Source organism: Scandinavium lactucae, assembly GCF_033843265.1.
Classification (GTDB): domain Bacteria; phylum Pseudomonadota; class Gammaproteobacteria; order Enterobacterales; family Enterobacteriaceae; genus Scandinavium; species Scandinavium lactucae.
In genome coordinates, this window is sequence record NZ_JAWXRD010000003.1 from 160,369 (window position 1) to 175,866 (window position 15,498).

The 15,498-nt window shown below is 56.0% G+C and carries 15 protein-coding genes; 10 read left to right on the forward strand and 5 right to left on the reverse strand.

The window, feature by feature from the left end; all coding sequences use genetic code 11:
- Positions 1 to 21 precede the first annotated feature (21 nt).
- From hslO to SIK69_RS05035, 4 genes are all read right to left on the reverse strand, one after another.
- Complete coding sequence (gene hslO, locus SIK69_RS05020; protein WP_319627331.1) at positions 22 to 900, reverse strand: Hsp33 family molecular chaperone HslO; 879 nt, start codon at positions 898 to 900, stop codon at positions 22 to 24.
- Between the two features lie 23 nt (positions 901 to 923).
- Complete coding sequence (hslR, locus tag SIK69_RS05025; RefSeq protein WP_319627022.1) at positions 924 to 1,325, reverse strand: ribosome-associated heat shock protein Hsp15; 402 nt, start codon at positions 1,323 to 1,325, stop codon at positions 924 to 926.
- Positions 1,326 to 1,335: 10 nt separating this feature from the next.
- A complete protein-coding gene (gene yrfG, locus SIK69_RS05030) occupies positions 1,336 to 2,004 on the reverse strand; it encodes a GMP/IMP nucleotidase (RefSeq protein ID WP_319627021.1) in 669 nt (222 codons plus the stop codon).
- Positions 2,005 to 2,072: 68 nt separating this feature from the next.
- The gene (locus tag SIK69_RS05035; RefSeq protein ID WP_319627020.1) at positions 2,073 to 4,220 is read right to left on the reverse strand and encodes an intracellular growth attenuator family protein; all 2,148 of its coding nucleotides are present in this window, start codon (positions 4,218 to 4,220) and stop codon (positions 2,073 to 2,075) included.
- A gap of 319 nt (positions 4,221 to 4,539) precedes the next feature.
- Here SIK69_RS05035 and nudE point away from each other — a divergent pair, with 319 nt between their 5' ends.
- Complete coding sequence (gene nudE / locus SIK69_RS05040; RefSeq protein ID WP_319627019.1) at positions 4,540 to 5,100, forward strand: ADP compounds hydrolase NudE; 561 nt, start codon at positions 4,540 to 4,542, stop codon at positions 5,098 to 5,100.
- A 39-nt stretch (positions 5,101 to 5,139) separates the two neighbouring features.
- Here nudE and mrcA read toward each other — a convergent pair whose 3' ends face one another.
- The gene (gene mrcA / locus SIK69_RS05045) at positions 5,140 to 7,692 is read right to left on the reverse strand and encodes a peptidoglycan glycosyltransferase/peptidoglycan DD-transpeptidase MrcA (protein ID WP_319785571.1); all 2,553 of its coding nucleotides are present in this window, start codon (positions 7,690 to 7,692) and stop codon (positions 5,140 to 5,142) included.
- Positions 7,693 to 7,841: 149 nt separating this feature from the next.
- On the opposite strand from mrcA, the gene SIK69_RS05050 reads away from it, so the two are divergent.
- From SIK69_RS05050 to dam, 9 genes are all read left to right on the forward strand, one after another.
- Positions 7,842 to 8,564: a pilus assembly protein gene (locus tag SIK69_RS05050; protein WP_319785572.1), complete on the forward strand. Its 723-nt coding sequence runs from the start codon at positions 7,842 to 7,844 to the stop codon at positions 8,562 to 8,564.
- Position 8,565: 1 nt separating this feature from the next.
- On the forward strand, positions 8,566 to 9,105 hold the full coding sequence (locus SIK69_RS05055; protein WP_319785573.1) for a PilN domain-containing protein: 540 nt from the start codon (positions 8,566 to 8,568) through the stop codon (positions 9,103 to 9,105).
- Entirely contained in the window at positions 9,089 to 9,520 is a 432-nt protein-coding gene (locus tag SIK69_RS05060) for a HofO family protein (RefSeq protein ID WP_319627015.1), read from the forward strand. The genes SIK69_RS05055 and SIK69_RS05060 overlap by 17 nt, the downstream gene beginning before the upstream one ends.
- Positions 9,513 to 9,911 carry a HofP DNA utilization family protein gene (locus SIK69_RS05065; RefSeq protein ID WP_319785574.1) on the forward strand — a complete coding sequence of 133 codons (399 nt, stop codon included), beginning with the start codon at positions 9,513 to 9,515 and terminating at the stop codon, positions 9,909 to 9,911. Before SIK69_RS05060 ends, SIK69_RS05065 begins: the two co-directional genes overlap by 8 nt.
- A complete protein-coding gene (hofQ, locus tag SIK69_RS05070; protein ID WP_374941350.1) occupies positions 9,838 to 11,061 on the forward strand; it encodes a DNA uptake porin HofQ in 1,224 nt (407 codons plus the stop codon). The genes SIK69_RS05065 and hofQ overlap by 74 nt, the downstream gene beginning before the upstream one ends.
- 269 nt (positions 11,062 to 11,330) lie before the next feature.
- A complete protein-coding gene (aroK, locus tag SIK69_RS05075) occupies positions 11,331 to 11,852 on the forward strand; it encodes a shikimate kinase AroK (RefSeq protein ID WP_312628434.1) in 522 nt (173 codons plus the stop codon).
- Positions 11,853 to 12,023: 171 nt separating this feature from the next.
- Positions 12,024 to 13,112, forward strand: coding sequence for a 3-dehydroquinate synthase (gene aroB, locus SIK69_RS05080; protein WP_319627013.1), 1,089 nt, complete (start codon positions 12,024 to 12,026; stop codon positions 13,110 to 13,112).
- Between the two features lie 89 nt (positions 13,113 to 13,201).
- A complete protein-coding gene (damX, locus tag SIK69_RS05085) occupies positions 13,202 to 14,542 on the forward strand; it encodes a cell division protein DamX (protein ID WP_319785575.1) in 1,341 nt (446 codons plus the stop codon).
- Between the two features lie 120 nt (positions 14,543 to 14,662).
- Positions 14,663 to 15,484: an adenine-specific DNA-methyltransferase gene (gene dam / locus SIK69_RS05090; RefSeq protein ID WP_319627011.1), complete on the forward strand. Its 822-nt coding sequence runs from the start codon at positions 14,663 to 14,665 to the stop codon at positions 15,482 to 15,484.
- Positions 15,485 to 15,498 lie beyond the last annotated feature (14 nt).

The window sequence follows — 15,498 nt, forward strand, 5'->3', positions numbered from 1 at the left end:
CGGGAGCTTTTGCTTTTCCGATCAATGTACCTGCGGATCCGCCGGGGAAGCGTTGTTACGGATCTCGGCGATATCCATCGCGTTGAACACGTAATGGCTGCCGCAGTAGTCGCAGTTCATGTCGATTTCGCCGTCGTCGGCCAGAATGCTGTCCACTTCTTCATCCGGCAGCGTTCGCAGCGCATCGGCGCAGCGTTCACGGGAGCAGGTGCACTTGAATTCGACCGCCTGAGGATCGTAAACCGTCACTTCTTCTTCGTGATACAGACGCCACAGCACGTCGTTGGCTGGCAGGCCAAACAGCTCTTCGGCTTTGATGGTGTCGGTCAGGGTTGCCAGGTGCTCGAAATCCGCCGCCTGAGCATTCTGCGCGGGCATCACCTGCAGCAGAATTCCGCCCGCCGCCATTTTGCCTTCGTGCTCACCGGTACGAATGATCAGACGCGTCGGCAGCTGCTCTGAACGCAGGAAGTAATCTTCCAGGCATGCCGCCAGCGTATCGCCTTCCAGACCGACCACGCCCTGATAGCGTTCGCCTTCTTCCGGCGCAATGGTGATAACCAGGTAGCCGTTACCGACCAGCGTTTTCAGATCCGCATTTTCCGGGATATCGCCCTGAACACGCGCCACACCGCGCAGCTGTTGATTGTTGTTGCCGTTGATCACCGCCAGCGACATTGGGCCATCGCCCTGCAGCTGCACGGTAATGTCACCGGCAAACTTCAGGGTTGCGGTCAGCAGGCTGGTGGCCACCAGCAATTCGGCCAGCACGTTTTTAACTGGCTGCGGATAGCTGTGGTTGGCGAGCACCTGCTCCAGCGTTTCGGAGACGGTGACCAGTTCGCCGCGTACGGCCACGTTTTCAAACAGATAGCGGTGCAATTGATCGTGTTGAATCATCATTTTCTCTCTTAAGGGAACGGTTATTCACTGTTCCCATGTTTAAATCTCATCAGGTCGCGGCGCTCTTTTTTATCAGGGCGACGGTCCGGGTGCGGCATGGTCAGCGCGTTCAGCTTACGGGCCACAGCCATTTTTTCCCGTTTTTCGATACTTTCGACGGTCTCTTCATACAGCAACACGGCTTCGGTAGCCGGGCGTCGCTGTTCGGTGATGGCCTTAACAATCACCGTGCGCTCATCGTTGCCCTGACGCAGCGTCAGCGTGGCGTTCATTTCCACCACTTTGCTGGGCTTGCTGCGCTGTCCGTTGTAATGCACTTTACCGCCTTCCACCATCTCACGTGCAACCGCACGGGTTTTGTAGAAACGGGCCGCCCAGAGCCACTTATCGAGCCGGACGGCATCAGTGGGTTTCTCTTTCATGGCTTCTCCTTCACCGGATCGCCGGGATCAGGTGACGATAATCATTCAATGCCGGGTGACGCTGATAATGCTTTTCCGCGATACCCGAATCGGGATGGGTGACGCCGAGACAGTAACGGATCCCGAATAACGCCGCGGCATCAAGAATCGGTTCGCTGTCGTCAATAAACAGCGTTCTGTGCGCTTCCAGCGTTGTTTCTTCGGCCACAGCCTGCCACAAGCGCTGATCTTCTTTCGGATAACCAAATGTGTGGGTCGAAAGTAATAAATCAAGGTGTGATGCCAGACCGGTATGTTCCAGCTTCACCGCCAGGTTGTGCGGATGCGCGTTGGTCAGCAAAATGCGGCGTTTACCACAGGCTTTCAGCGCCTCAAGAAACGGCACGGTGTCATCGCGCAGCACGGCCCGTGGCCCTTGCTCGGTGGTCATGGCGCAAATATCCAGCCCCAGACGCTCGCTCCAGTAATCCAGACAGTACCAGTTTAGCGTATGCTGCACGGCGTGATATTCCTGGCTGATACGCGCACGCGCGTCTTGCAGGCTGATGCCGTTTTGCGCGCCGTAGGTTTCAGGCACCAGCTGCTGCCAGAAGTAGTTGTCGAAGGCGAGATCGAGAAGGGTGCCGTCCATATCCAGCAGAACGGTGTCGACCTCCTGCCAGGCAATGTCAAAATGCATAGTGCGTCTCCAGCCGGAAGAATGCGCGACAGGGTATCACACCGGTCGCGCGAGCGGGAGCAGGCGGCTTAGCGGTCTGTGGGATCCTGATGCAGCAGGTCCGTGGAGGTTAACAGCACCGGGTTGAGGCTGTCCTCGTAGTATTTATGAATATCCGCCATCCGCATACGGTGGCGCTGATAGCGGCGAATGGCCTGCATAGCGTTCCAGGCAAAACATACCAGCATCGCCAGCATCAGTAGCGTAATGCTGATGTAGCGCCACAGCCCGGCGCTGTCCGGCATGCGGTGCAGGTTGATATGTTTGGTGCCGTTGGCGTCGGTGTATAAGTTGGTCACAATCCCTTCGGCGGTAAACGGCGTACGCATCAGCATCCCCGCGAGGCGCTGAAATTCGCTCCACTGCTCATGCGCCGGATAGTCATACAGACTAACCGACGGCCACGGTTGTGACACCAAATCGCTGCCTTCATCGCTGGCAATCAGGAAGCCGCCTGGTGCCGGACTGTTAAGCGCCTGCGCCGCGCGAGCCGTTTCGCGCATCACGAACGGCGCGGTCGAGGTGGTGACCAGATTATCCAGAGACTCGGCGCTGACCGGGCGCAGCAGCACGTTCACCCCGTCCAGTTTCCCGGCGCTGGCGCGTTTGGTCAGCGTGTCCCAATCGCGGGTGTTCCCGAGGTTGACCAGCGCATTTTTCAGGCGGGCGCAGTCGTCTTCGGCAGAGCACAGATCTTGTGTTCTCAGCACGATATCGGCGAAATCATCCAGTAGTACCATCCCTGATTTTTGAATCGCAGAACGCAGCGCCGGGCTGACGCGAGAGCTGTCATCCGGGGTCGGGTGTAGCTGACGATTCACCGCCTGCATCAGGGCCGTGGCTTTGGTCACGATATCCGATTCTGGCAGCGGCAGCGGCGGCGCGTCGTTCCAGATAATCTGCGAGCAATCAAACGGCATATACGGCGAGTTTTGCTGCGCGGTCCAGGTTCCCTGCGAGTGGATATTACACATGCCGGTGCCGGAAAGGTGCAGCGTATCGCCGACGCGAACGCCCGCCTGCTCAAGCTGATTGACCGTTGTCGCCTCAATGGTTTGTGCGCCTTTCAGCCATGAAAGGGTAAATTTGAACGGCATCCCTAACGGCACGCTCATCCACAGCATCACCACAATCAGCAGTGCCCCACCCGCGATAATTGCGCTGCGCAGCCAGTGCTGGAGTGGGAAATGCTTCACTTCATTATGCAGCGACAGGAAGCGGCCCTGACGCACCACATGGCGGTCGAGATATATGTCGATGTCCGTCTGCTGGCCGAGGTCCTGGGCGATAAAAGGCTGCCAGTGCCGCGGGTAAATCAGGTCGATAATGCCAAGAGAGATATTGTTGATGTGCTCCTGGTCATTTTCGCCAAACAGGCCCCAGCGTTTCGGCGTGCCGCGCAGACAGTGGATTTCACGCAGTGCGGTTTTAGACGGGGGCGCAAACAGGCCCCACAGGCCGAATGCCAGCAGCAAAATCGCGCCGCCGGTGACCCAAGGGACAAACACTTCCGGCACCATCAGGGCGCAGAAAAAGAGCAGGAACGCGCCGACGACCAGTAGCGCTTCACGCAGGCCGTCCGGGCGACTCAGGGCATACTCTTCATGGGTTTCCTGGCGAATGTTCAGCAGTTCAATCTGCTCGCTTTCTTCACCGCGAATGGATGCCTGGGTCGATGGGCGTTGCTCCAGCGCAAAGCCTTTGGCTTCCTGCTTGTGGTCGTGCAGCGTATGGCCGTTGAGGGAAATAACCAGCGGCAAAGAATCGGTATAAATAAGTTCGACCGCGTTTTCGTCGTTGATGTACTGCTCCCAGAAAGGCGGGAGATGAATTTCAACGGAGTCGAGGAAGTAGCGCCACTTATTCGGGTCTTCGGTGGTAATCCCGTAGCGGGTAATGGACTGGGTGACGCTGTAGACCGTGTTACTTTGGGCATTGAGGGTCAGCACCGCGGGTGCCACTGTGGCACCGGAAGCAGGTACTTCCAGCGTACGGCTAAGACTTTCGAGATAGCTTTCAGCGGCAGCGCGCTCATCGCTGGTCAGTTTGCGCGTGGTAGCGCCAGTAAACGCGTGCAGTCGGGGAAGACGCCGTTGCTGCGAGCGCTGTCGATAAAACCACCCTGCAAGCAATGCGCAGGCCAGCATAGCAGCGAGAAGAATCAAAAAGGTGCCCATGCTTTTCCCATCAAACTTATTCTTACAGGTTTCGTCGGTTGCCCATTAACACAGAACGTGAGCCCGTAGTTAGCTATCGGCACGCATCACCCAGAACTTTAAAGACTTATTACGTTCTGACGCAACTTTTGAGCATAACAAAGGTCAATGCAAGCGAATATCAGCAAATTCTCAAAACTGAGGCAAGGGCTTGACTTTTTATCTAAAAAAGTGACTGATGCTGAAAGTTACACAGATGTAAATACACGACGACAGGAATTGCCTAAACTGTGCGGCATGTCGCACAATTACCCTGTTATCACAGCAAGCACAGGTCATCATGGATAAACCATTAACAAAACCCATCCTCCATCACGTAGAAACGGTCGCCCGTTCCCGACTGTTTACCGTCGAAAGTGTGGATCTGGAATTCAGCAATGGCGAGCGCCGCGTGTATGAACGGATGCGTCCTTCTACTCGCGAAGCGGTGATGATCGTCCCGATTGTTGATGACCATCTTATTCTGATCCGCGAATATGCCGTAGGCACCGAATCGTATGAGCTCGGTTTTTCGAAGGGGCTGATCGACGCCGGTGAAAGCGTATTCGAAGCCGCGAACCGCGAGCTGAAAGAAGAAGTCGGCTTCGGGGCCAATAACCTGACGTTTCTGAAGAAACTGAGCATGGCACCGTCCTATTTCTCCAGCAAAATGAATATCGTGGTAGCGGAAAATCTTTATCCGGAATCGCTGCCTGGCGATGAACCTGAGCCGCTGCCGCAGGTGCGCTGGCCGCTGGCCCAGTTGTTAACGCTGCTGGATGAACCGGATTTCAATGAAGCCCGAAACGTAAGCGCGCTGTTCCTGGTTCGCGAGTGGCTGAAAGAGCAGGGCCGGTTGTAAACGCCGGGCAAAAAAAAGGCACCTGAGGTGCCTTTTTTGTCAGAACAGTTCGTGGGTTTCACCGTTGTCTATCAAGGTGGTCCCCACTTCATGCACCGACTGTTGGGTCGGCTGCGTGCCTTCGATAAAGTACTCTGCGCGACTGTTCCCGCCGTTCGCCAACTGCCCGGTGTAGCGGTCGATATTGACCGTCACCACGCCCGCTGGTGGCGTAAGCGGTTGTTCTGGTACGCCTTCCAGCGCTGCCTTCATGAACAAATCCCACGCCGGCTGAGCACTCTTCGCCCCGCCTTCGTAACCGGAAATCTGATCTTTAATCGCGCCTGACGCCGAGGTACGGCCCAGATTGCGGCGATGATCGTCAAAGCCAATCCACACCGACGTTACCACGCCCGGACCATAACCCGAGAACCAGGCATCTTTCGAGCTGTTGGTGGTACCGGTTTTGCCGCCAATGTCATGACGCTGTAGGTCACGACCCGCGCGCCAGCCGGTTCCCTGCCAGCCCGGTTCGCCGAAGACGTTGGTATTCAGCGCGCTCTTAATCAGGAAAGAGAGCGGGGTACTGATCACGTGCGGGGCGTATTCCTGCCCGCCGCTCCGCGCGACCAGCGCCTGGTTGGCCTGCTCGAGGCTTGGCATCGGTACAGTAGAATTCTGCGGCGTCTGAGAGGTCGCAACATCTTCTACGTCTTTGTTTTCCAACACGTTAGATTTCGGCGTATCACCGTAAATCACCGGAATATCGCAATCCGCACAGGCGATTTTCGGTCTGGCTTCAAAGATAACGCCACCCGCGTCGTTTTCGATTTTGGTGATGAAGTATGGGTCGATCAGGAAACCGCCGTTTGCCATCACCGAATAACCGCGCGCCACCTGCAGCGGGGTAAACGATGCGGAGCCCAGCGCCAGCGATTCAGTACGCACAATGTTGTTGGCCGGGAAGCCGAAGCGCTGCAGGTATTCTGCCGCGTAATCCACACCCATCGCACGCATGGCGCGCACCATCACCACGTTTTTCGACTGGCCGAGACCCTGACGCAGGCGAATCGGACCGGCGTATTGCGGCGGGGAGTTCTTCGGACTCCAGTCGGAACCGGCACCCGCATCCCAGCGAGAGATAGGCACGTCGTTCAGAATACTCGCCAGGGTCAGACCTTTGTCCATCGCGGCGGTATAGAGGAAGGGTTTGATGTTCGAGCCGACCTGGCGCAGCGCCTGGGTGGCACGGTTGAATTTACTCTGGTTGAAGTCAAACCCGCCGACCAGCGCAATGATCGCGCCGTTTTGCGGGTTAATTGACACCAGCGCTGAGTTGACGTCCGGAACCTGTGCCAGCCACCAGCTGTCATTCACCTGACGCACCCAGATTTGCTGGCCGGTTTGTACCACGTCGGTCACTTTACGCGGGGTGGGACCCTGCTGTGTATCCGAGCGGTACGGGCGCGCCCAGCGCATTCCGTCCATATTCAGCGAAACCGAGGTGCCATCAGCCATCATCACCGTAGCATCCTGAGGGGTCGCGGCGGTCACCACCGCGGGTAAAAGTGGCCCGTATGTCGGCAAGCTTTTCAGGCTATCGGTGATTTTTTGGCTGTCCCACGGGGTTTCGCCCACCTTCCACAGCACGTTAGACGGACCGCGATAGCCGTGACGCATATCGTAATCCATGACGTTGGTGCGCAGGGCATGCTGCGCCGCCAGCTGATCTTTGCGGGTGATGGTGGTGTAAACGCGATAGCCGTCTTCGTAGGCCTTGTCACCATAGCGACTCACCATTTCCTGGCGCACCATTTCGGTCAGGTACGGGGCGGAGAAGGCAATTTCTGGCGCATGATAACGGGCGTTGATCGGCTCGCGGATGGCCTCGTCATATTGCGCTTTGTTGATGTAGTTTTCGCTCAACATACGCGATAACACCACGTTACGACGGGCGGTTGCTCGGTCCATCGAATACAGCGGGTTAAAGGTGGATGGGGCTTTTGGCAGGCCTGCAATCACCGCCATTTCGCTCAGCGTCAGCTGATCGATGGATTTACCGAAATAGACCTGCGCGGCAGATCCGACGCCATAGGCCCGGTAACCGAGGTAAATCTTATTCAGGTACAACTCAAGAATTTCATCTTTGCTGAGCATCTGCTCAATGCGGATAGCCAGGAACACTTCTTTAATTTTACGCGTCAGCGTTTTTTCCGGGCTCAGGAAGAAGTTACGCGCCAGCTGCTGAGTGATGGTACTGGCACCCTGTGTAGCGCGACCAGAAAACAGTGCCACGCTGGCTGCACGGAAAATCCCGACCGGATCGATCCCGTGATGCTCGTAGAAACGGCTGTCTTCTGTGGCAATAAAGGCTTTTGTCAGCTCTGGCGGCATTTGGCTCAGCGTGACAGGAATACGACGTTTTTCACCGTACTGCGCAATCAGCTCGCCTTCGGCGCTATAGATTTGCATGGGGATCTGCAGGCGCACATCCCTGAGTGTGGCTACGTCGGGTAGCTGGGGCTCAATAAATTTGTAGAGGCCAATTATCGAGCCTGCTCCCAGCAGAATGCAACAGACTGCAAGGATGAATAAATACTTTACGAACTTCACCGGAGATTTCCCATTTAGTGGTCATTGGGCAGTTTATAAACAAACGCGCGGTAGTATAAAGGCAACCCATAAGCATTGATATACCCGTCATATTTCAAACTGTACGGGCGTGGGCAGGTGCGTGGTTCAAACGATAAGGAGATCTCAGAATGGCTTACAGTCACTGGCAGGCAGGATTGCACTTTCAGCAGGCGAGTATCGTCTGCGTCGCAGTACAGAAAACCCGTTCCGGGCGAGCGTTAAGGCGCTGGTGGCAATTGCCTATGGAAACGGACGCCAGCGAACAACATCTTATTGCGGCCCTGCGCCGAATTCAGCGTGAAATGCCGCGCTTTCATCGGCTTGTCGCGGCGATTCCCGCTGCCGACACGCTGCAAAGACAGCTCCCGCCACCGCAGATGATTCTGCGCGAAAGTGAGACCGCGCAATGGGTGGCCAGCACGGTGGCAAAGCAGCTAGAAATGCCAAGTGAAACCCTCGCGTTTGATTACCACACTGCTGACACCAAGAGTTACAGCGTGACCGCCGTAAGACGACGTGACGTGGAGCTACTGCAACAGCGTCTTCACGCCGCCGGTTTGAATCTGTGCGCAATCGCGCCGGATGCCAGCGCGCTGCAAAACTTTCTGCCGTGGATAGCGAAAGAGGTGCCCGGTGTGTGCTGGCAGGACAGACAGCAGTGGCTGTGGGCGACTCGTGAGGCATGGGGCTGTAGCGCCGATGCCCCCGCCGATATGCTGGTGTGCACCACCCAGCCTGAAAGCGGGCTGAGTTTTAATCCCTGGTTTCCGCTCAATCAGCTTCAACCTCCATTACCTCAACAAGGGGATGCCTTTGCCATCGCGCTGGCTCTTGCCTTAGGAGTGGCGTGAGATGGCGCGGCCAGTGAATTTACTGCGCTGGCGTGAACAGCGTCGGCGGCAGTGTGTGCGTCTCTGGGGACTGCTGTTTGTCGGTGCCTGGCTAATCGCGTTAATGCTGGTTTTCGCCGGGCGGGCCGGGCAGATGCACCAGCAGAAAGAGCAAGTGCTGCGGCGGCAAAATGATCGGGCGCTGCTTCAGGCATTAATTCAGCGGGAACAGCAATTGCATGCTGAGTTCGAACGGCGGGAAAGCGTCGAGGCCCAGCGTCAAGAGCGGGCACTCACCCGACGCTGGCAATCCACGCTGCAGCGTTTAGCTGAACATCTCCCTGAACAGGCGTGGCTGACGGCGGTGACATGGCAGGGCAACGCTTTCAGCTTTACGGGGCTCGCTAACCGCTTTCCCGCGCTGTCACAGGTAGATACGGCGGCACGCAGCCTGCCAGGGTTTCGCGCCGTGAGCCCGGGAGCCATGCTTCGGGATGCGCAGGGGCGCTGGCAGTTTAGCTATCAGCTACAGGCGGAGGGCGGCGATGGGAAATCTCGCTGAACGCTGGTGTGATTTCTCACCCCGTATTCGCCTCGGCATAGGGCTAGTGATGGTCGGGCTGTTAATGGCGCTGGGGGTTTACTGCCATCGTGAGGTCATCAGCGACGAGATGCCGGTGCCGCTCAGTTCACAGTGGCAGAAAATGATGCCGCTGCGGGGTGTTAATTCTGTTGAACCAGCCTCACCAGCCAAACCCTTTTCGGCTCTCGATTTCGATACCGAAGACAGCCATCTCGTGAGTTGGCAACCAGTAGGCGCAGGCGGTGAGCTGGCTCTGGAGGCTAACTGGCAGAGTATTCCCCCGCTATTTATACAGCTGGCGGAACGTGGTCAGTCGGTACGGGGATTCAGTATTGTGCCGGAACGACAGCGGCTGAAAGTGACGCTCCAGCTTGAGGCCCTCGGCGATGACTGACTGGCGTGTACCGATGGCGCTTACTCTGCCGCTGTTGTTGGGGATGCGTGACCCGTTTCTGCCGCCGGAAGACCGCTGTGCCGTTTCGCAGATGATGCTCTGGCATTACCAGGGCATGGTTAGCCTCGGCGAACAGCGAACGGGGATCGTGCGCGATGCCAGCGGAAAATGGCGACGCCTGATAAAAGGGCAGCGGCTGGATAACGGTTGGGTTGTGTCTGGCATTCAGCCAGAGCAGATGGACATGGCTGCCGACGCAGATTGCGAAACCTCGCAGTGGCGCTGGCTGAAAGAGGGAACGAAAGATGATGCGAAGGATGCTGTTGGGGATCCTGCTGGTGGCGGCGGCGGTCCCGGCAAAAGAAAAAACGGTGTCGCTGGCGGTGGATGATGTTCCGGTCAGTCAGGTGCTTCAGGCTATCGCGGCGCTCGGCGAGCGGAATATCGTTATCGCCCCGGACGTTAACGGGCAGATCTCGTTGCAGCTCACTGATGTGCCGTGGAAAGTGGCATTGCAGACGGTCACCGGTAGCGCGGGGTTAGGGCTGGAAACGCAGGGCAACGTGTTGTTTGTGCATACCAAAGCCTGGCTGGCGGAGAAAAAGGCGCAGAGCGACGCCGACAGCCAGAAGCGCTTACAAACGTTACCGCTGCAAGGACAAAGCGTTTCTTTGCAATACGCTGATGCGACGGAACTGGCGAAAGCCGGAGAAAAAATGCTCAGTGCCAGAGGCACGATGACGGTTGATAAGCGCACTAATCGTCTGCTGGTTCGTGATGATCAACCGCATCTGACGGACCTGCTCGCCTGGGTCAGTGAGATGGATTTGCCAGTCGGGCAGGTCGAGTTGACCGCGCATATCGTAACAATTAATGAAAAGAGCCTGCGCGAGTTGGGCGTGAAATGGAACCTAGCCGATGCAGAAGGCAGCGTCGGTTCCGGGCAGATGACCACGCTTAACAGCGATCTTTCGGTGGCGAATGCGACCACTCACGCCGGTTTTAACATCGGCAAAATTGGCGGCAGGCTGCTGGAGCTGGAGCTCTCGGCGTTGGAACAACAGCAGCAGCTGGAGATTATCGCCAGCCCGCATTTGCTGACTTCGCACTTACAACCCGCCAGCATCAAGCAAGGCACGGAAATTCCGTATCAGGTATCGAGCGGGGAAAGTGGGGCTACCTCGGTGGAATTTAAGGAAGCGGTTCTCGGGATGGAAGTCACGCCCACCGTGCTGCAAAAAGACCGCATACGCCTTAAATTGAAGATAACGGAAGATATGCCGGGGCAGGTATTGCAGCAGGCAGATGGCGAAGTGCTGGCCATTGATACCCAGGAAATCGAGACGCAGGTAGAGGTTAAAAGTGGTGAAACGCTGGCATTGGGCGGCATCTTCTCGCAAAAGAAAAAGTCCGGGCGAGACAGCATTCCACTCCTGGGCGATATCCCCTGGCTAGGGCAGTTATTCCGTCATGACGGAAAAGATAGTGAGCGCCGCGAGCTGGTGGTGTTCATTACCCCGCGTATTATTTCTGCGCAATAAGCCTTTTATTGGCACTCTTTTTCACAGTGAACACGTTTCAGGTGTTTGACGTGAGGCCGGATTTAGCATACAAGGAGTACCGATTTGAGAGTCGGTCCCCTAAAAAATCCGGTAATGATTAGAGTTGCCAAACCTGCCGGAGTATTGAGATAATTTTCGGTCTGACTCTCGCACTATCGCATATGAGGTTTCAGTTCATGCCTGGCGTCGCCGTGTGGTTCGCGTCGCGGGTTTATTATTAACGAAATAGTCTTAGTAGTACCGAAAAAATGGCAGAGAAACGCAATATCTTTCTGGTTGGGCCTATGGGTGCCGGCAAAAGCACTATTGGGCGCCAGTTAGCCCAACAGCTCAATATGGAATTCTACGATTCTGATCAAGAGATCGAGAAACGCACCGGCGCTGACGTAGGCTGGGTCTTCGACGTAGAAGGCGAAGAAGGTTTCCGTGACCGCGAAGAGAAGATCATCAACGAGTTGACGGAAAAACAGGGTATTGTGCTGGCTACTGGCGGCGGCTCTGTGAAATCCCGTGAAACGCGTAATCGTCTGTCCGCTCGCGGCGTCGTGGTGTATCTGGAAACCACGATCGAAAAACAGCTCGCTCGTACGCAACGCGACAAAAAACGTCCGCTGCTGCAGGTTGAAACGCCTCCGCGTGAAGTTCTGGAAGCGCTGGCTGGCGAACGCAATCCTTTGTACGAAGAAATTGCCGATGTCACTATCCGCACTGACGATCAGAGCGCGAAAGTGGTGGCAAACCAGATCATTAACATGCTGGAAAGTAACTGATACTGGTCAACGCTATACGAAATCGTTCAAGCTGCATCCTGGCGGCAACGGCGTGAACTCTTGCTGACATCTGTCAGCAAACGGGGCGCGAAAGCTACCGACCAGCAAGCAGCCTGAAGGATTGCGTGCACATTGCCAGTGAATGTAAGTAACCAAGGTGGACGTCGCGTTATGGAGAGGCTCACAGTAACTCTCGGGGAACGTAGTTACCCGATTACCATCGCGGCTGGTTTGTTTAACGATCCAGCTTCTTTCCTGCCACTGAAATCGGGCGACCAGGTCATGTTGGTCACCAACGAAACGCTGGCACCTGTCTATCTGGACAAGGTGCGTTCAGTGCTCGAACAGGCTGGCGTTAACGTCGACAGCGTAATCATTCCTGACGGTGAGCAATACAAGACGCTGGCAGTAATGGATACCGTCTTCACGGCGTTACTGAAAAAACCTCACGGTCGTGATACCACGCTGATTGCCCTCGGTGGCGGTGTGGTAGGCGATCTCACCGGATTTGCGGCTGCCAGCTATCAGCGCGGCATACGCTTTATCCAGGTGCCAACCACCCTGTTATCACAGGTTGATTCCTCCGTTGGCGGCAAAACGGCCGTTAACCATCCCCTCGGTAAAAACATGATTGGTGCCTTCTGGCAGCCGGTGAATGTGGTTATCGATCTTGATTGCCTGAAAACGCTCCCTGCGCGTGAACTCTCCTCTGGCCTGGCCGAGGTGATTAAGTACGGTATCATTCTGGATGCAGAATTTTTCTCCTGGCTCGAAAACAACATTGATGCGCTGATGGCACTCGATGAAAAGGCGATGGCGTACTGTATTCGTCGCTGTTGTGAGCTGAAAGCCGAAGTTGTTGCCGCAGACGAGCGGGAAACGGGCTTACGTGCTTTACTGAATCTGGGGCACACCTTTGGTCACGCTATCGAAGCCGAAATGGGCTACGGTAACTGGCTTCACGGTGAAGCTGTCGCGGCCGGAATGGTCATGGCAGCACGTGCTTCTGAGCGCCTCGGTCAGTTTGAGGCACAAGACACGCAGCGGATTATCGCTCTGCTCAAACGGGCGAAACTGCCGGTTTGTGGCCCGCGTGAAATGTCTCCCGATGCGTACCTGCCGCACATGCTGCGGGATAAAAAGGTGCTCGCCGGTGAGATGCGTTTAGTTTTGCCGCTTTCGATTGGCAAAAGTGAAGTGCGTGGTGGTGTTGCGCACGATGTGGTTCTTGGCGCTATTGCTGACTGTCAGCAGGCGTAACTAATAAGAAAGGTCATGCCGCCGTTGCGGCGTTTAACTTCAGGTGATGTGCAAGTGTGGTTGGCATAAGCCTTTTAGTGGGGTGTTAAATGGATGAATTCAAACCAGAAGACGATCTGAAGCCCGATCCCAGCGATCGTCGTGCTGGTCGTTCCCGTCAGTCTTCCGATCGTGAAAACGATCAACAGATCAACTTCGATGATGTCGATCTCGATGCCGATGAGCGTCGCCCGGCGCGTACCCGTAAAGCACGCGATGAGCGTGAAGAACGCGCGGAACGTTTAGACGAAGAAGAGTATTACGATTCTGAAGAAGACGCTGAGGCGGAAGAGCAAGTCGAGCGCCGTCCGCGTAAACGTAAAAAAATGCCTGCCAGTAAGCCAGCCTCCCGCCAGTACATCATGATGGGCGTCGGTATTCTGGTTCTGCTGCTGCTGATCGTCGGGATTGGCTCTGCACTGAAAGCCCCATCGACGTCCAACGAGCAGGCCTCAGGCGATGCGAAGAGTATTGATCTTGGTGCTAACGACGGTGCGTCAGCCGATCAGGCTAATGGCGCACAGCCTGCACCGGGCGCAACGCCTGCCAATCAGACTGCCACCAATCCGCAGCAGGATGTTTCGCTGCCGCCGATTTCATCAACCCCCACTCAGGGTCAGAACACTGCCGTACCGCAAGGTCAGCAGCGTGTCGAAGTGCAGGGCGACCTGAACAACGCGTTGACTCAGCAGCAAGGTCAGCTTGACGGCGCGGTCGCGAATTCGACACTGCCGACCGAGCCTGCCACCGTCGCACCTGTGCGTAACGGTAGCGCGCCGCGTCAGACAACTAGCCCTGCCGCAACAACGGCACCGGCTGCCACGACCCGTCCAGAGCGTAAACACGCGGTGATCGAACCGAAGCCGCAGAGCAAACCGCAGGCCACGGCGAAAGCCACCGAGCCTAAACCGGTCGCTCAGCAGCCTAAGCGTACCGAAACGGCTGCCACCAGCGCTCCGGCGAAAACCACCGCACCAGCGGCAGAACCGGCGAAACCAGCCGCGACTAAACCGGCGGCCACCACTGCAGCACCAACCGCGACAGCCGCTGCGACTGCGCCAGCCGCAACGACGCCTGCCGCGACTGCTGCGGGTAAAGAAAGTGGTGATGTGGCGTCGTTGAAAGGCGCACCGGCTAATCACTACACCCTACAGCTCAGCAGCTCGTCAAACTATGACAACCTGAACAACTGGGCAAGAAAAGAGAAAATCCAGAAATACGTGGTTTATCAGACTACCCGTAACGGGCAGCCTTGGTATGTGCTGGTCAGCGGTACCTATGCGACGAAAGATGAAGCGAAACGCGCCGTTGCCGCGCTGCCGGCTGATGTTCAGGCGAAAAACCCGTGGGCTAAGCCGCTGCATCAGGTGCAGTCCGATCTGAAACAATAGCAGTACATGACACAGCGCCTTCAGTCTGCTTTTGCGGGCTGAAGGCGAATGTGTTTTTAAGCGCAGAATGCTGCAGGAGCTTTTCTCCTCAGCCTGAGAAAGTGTAAGTAGCCAGACAGCATGAAAAAAAATCGCGCTTTTTTGAAATGGGCAGGGGGAAAATATCCTCTGCTGAACGATATTGAAAAACATCTGCCTGACGGCGAATGTCTGATTGAGCCCTTTGTTGGTGCGGGTTCTGTGTTTCTGAACACCCGCTATTCCCGTTATATCCTCGCGGACATCAACAGCGACCTGATTGACCTCTACAACATCGTTAAAACGCGTACCGCCGAGTATGTCGAAGCCGCACGTTTGATGTTCGTTCCTGCCAATAACAATGCCGAAATCTATTACCAGTTGCGCAGTGAGTTCAATCAGTGCCGGGAGCCACTGCGTCGTGCGGTGCTGTTCCTGTATCTGAATCGTCATGGTTATAACGGTCTGTGCCGCTATAACCTCAAAGGCGAATTTAACGTGCCGTTTGGCCGTTACAAAAAACCGTATTTCCCGGAAGCTGAGCTGAAGCATTTTGCCCTTAAGGCGCAGAGCGCAGAGTTTTACTGCATGTCCTACGAGGAATGCATGGCGATGGCCAGCAAAGACTCGGTGGTGTACTGCGATCCGCCGTATGCGCCACTGTCGGCGACCGCAAATTTTACCGCGTATCACACCAATAGCTTTACGCCCGACCAGCAGAAGCACCTGGCCGAAATGGCAGAAAAACTGGTCAGCAACCAAATTCCAGTGTTAATTTCGAACCATGACACGCCGGATACGCGTGAGTGGTACAAAGAAGCAAAACATTTTCAGGTCAAGGTCCGTCGCAGCATCAGCAGCAACGGCGGGACGCGCAAAAAGGTGGATGAACTGTTGGCGCTGTATCGCCCAACCACCCCATAATCGTTTTCAAGGAG

Bases quoted from the DNA above. Each gene is read 5' to 3' on its own strand.
- hslO (WP_319627331.1), bottom strand. From the start codon at position 900: ATGATTCAACACGATCAATTGCACCGCTATCTGTTTGAAAACGTGGCC.
- SIK69_RS05060 (WP_319627015.1), top strand. From the start codon at position 9,089: ATGGGAAATCTCGCTGAACGCTGGTGTGATTTCTCACCCCGTATTCGC.
- aroB (WP_319627013.1), top strand. From the start codon at position 12,024: ATGGAGAGGCTCACAGTAACTCTCGGGGAACGTAGTTACCCGATTACC.
- SIK69_RS05065 (WP_319785574.1), top strand. From the start codon at position 9,513: ATGACTGACTGGCGTGTACCGATGGCGCTTACTCTGCCGCTGTTGTTG.
- SIK69_RS05035 (WP_319627020.1), bottom strand. From the start codon at position 4,220: ATGGGCACCTTTTTGATTCTTCTCGCTGCTATGCTGGCCTGCGCATTG.
- nudE (WP_319627019.1), top strand. From the start codon at position 4,540: ATGGATAAACCATTAACAAAACCCATCCTCCATCACGTAGAAACGGTC.
- SIK69_RS05055 (WP_319785573.1), top strand. From the start codon at position 8,566: ATGGCGCGGCCAGTGAATTTACTGCGCTGGCGTGAACAGCGTCGGCGG.
- damX (WP_319785575.1), top strand. From the start codon at position 13,202: ATGGATGAATTCAAACCAGAAGACGATCTGAAGCCCGATCCCAGCGAT.
- dam (WP_319627011.1), top strand. From the start codon at position 14,663: ATGAAAAAAAATCGCGCTTTTTTGAAATGGGCAGGGGGAAAATATCCT.
- hofQ (WP_374941350.1), top strand. From the start codon at position 9,838: ATGCTGTTGGGGATCCTGCTGGTGGCGGCGGCGGTCCCGGCAAAAGAA.
- SIK69_RS05050 (WP_319785572.1), top strand. From the start codon at position 7,842: ATGGCTTACAGTCACTGGCAGGCAGGATTGCACTTTCAGCAGGCGAGT.
- hslR (WP_319627022.1), bottom strand. From the start codon at position 1,325: ATGAAAGAGAAACCCACTGATGCCGTCCGGCTCGATAAGTGGCTCTGG.
- yrfG (WP_319627021.1), bottom strand. From the start codon at position 2,004: ATGCATTTTGACATTGCCTGGCAGGAGGTCGACACCGTTCTGCTGGAT.
- aroK (WP_312628434.1), top strand. From the start codon at position 11,331: ATGGCAGAGAAACGCAATATCTTTCTGGTTGGGCCTATGGGTGCCGGC.